The sequence below is a fragment of the Tenacibaculum sp. 1B UA genome, assembly GCF_033978845.1.
In the GTDB taxonomy this organism is placed as follows: Bacteria; Bacteroidota; Bacteroidia; order Flavobacteriales; family Flavobacteriaceae; genus Polaribacter.
This window is the reverse complement of the sequence record NZ_JAKVUA010000044.1, coordinates 1-1,006: the sequence shown is the minus strand read 5'-3', so window position 1 is coordinate 1,006 and position 1,006 is coordinate 1. Positions and strand designations below refer to the sequence as shown.

1 protein-coding gene is annotated in these 1,006 nt (G+C 31.1%); it reads right to left on the bottom strand.

Going from position 1 to position 1,006, the window contains the following annotated elements:
• Positions 1 to 795, bottom strand: a 795-nt coding sequence (locus MK851_RS15625) for an IS110 family transposase (RefSeq protein WP_320244933.1), incomplete at its 3' end; no start/stop codon positions are given.
• Positions 796 to 1,006 lie beyond the last annotated feature (211 nt).

The following is a 1,006-nucleotide window of genomic DNA, read 5'->3' as shown; positions in this document are numbered from 1 at the left end:
ATTAAAACTGCACATAAATAATAAATTTCGTAGTTTTTGATTTCCTATTTTACTAATTCTACTTCGTCCTTTTACGCTTGTTCCACTCTTTCTTATCACTGGTGTTAAACCAGCATAACTACATAATTCACTACCACTACTAAATCGTTCAAAACCGTCTGTTAAAACCACTAACATTAAGGCTGTTTTAGCTCCTATTCCTGGTATAGTTTTTAACCGTGTTAACACATCTTGGTGCGCTTCTTTTACCAATAACAATAATTTAGCTTCTAAGTTGGCTATTTCTTTTTCTAGTTGTTTTAAGCTTCGCTTTAAAGAACTCAAAACTGGTTTACTTGGGTTTCCTAAAACTGCTTCGCCGTGTAGCTTGTTTTTTAACATTGTGCTCTGTTTGGTATACACAGAAAGGAGTCTTGTCATTTGTAGACATTCTATTTGATGTTTAGAACTACCTTTCCATAATTTTAAATCTACCTGAATGGCATACTCACAAATAAGTTTAGAATCACTCTTATCTGTCTTTATTTTAGATAATTTCATTTGTATAAATCGCTTTACAGCTAATGGATTTTCTACAGATATTTTAATACCTGATTCAAGCAAATAATAAGCTAATTGATAGTGATAATACCCTGTAGCCTCCATTACACAATGGCTCGATAGATCTAATAATTTTTCGAACTTTTTAAAGCCTGAAATAGTGTTTTTAAACTGATAATATTTACCATCAGAATCTGTAACATCAAAAACCATATGACTAATGTCTATTCCAAAATATTTAATATCTTTATTCATAAGAAAATGTTTTTTGAAAGGACAAACTACGCAAGTTTCAACGACTTAAAATCGAGGTCTAAAGCCTCATAGAACTGTACGAAATCTGTGTAGAAAAGAGAGGGGATTTTCAATGTTGACGAGATCTGTAGTCTCTGCGTATATAATAACCTTAATCCTCTCTTTTGTTCTTTCTGTTTATGTTTCTAATTTAATGAATTACAAACTTAAG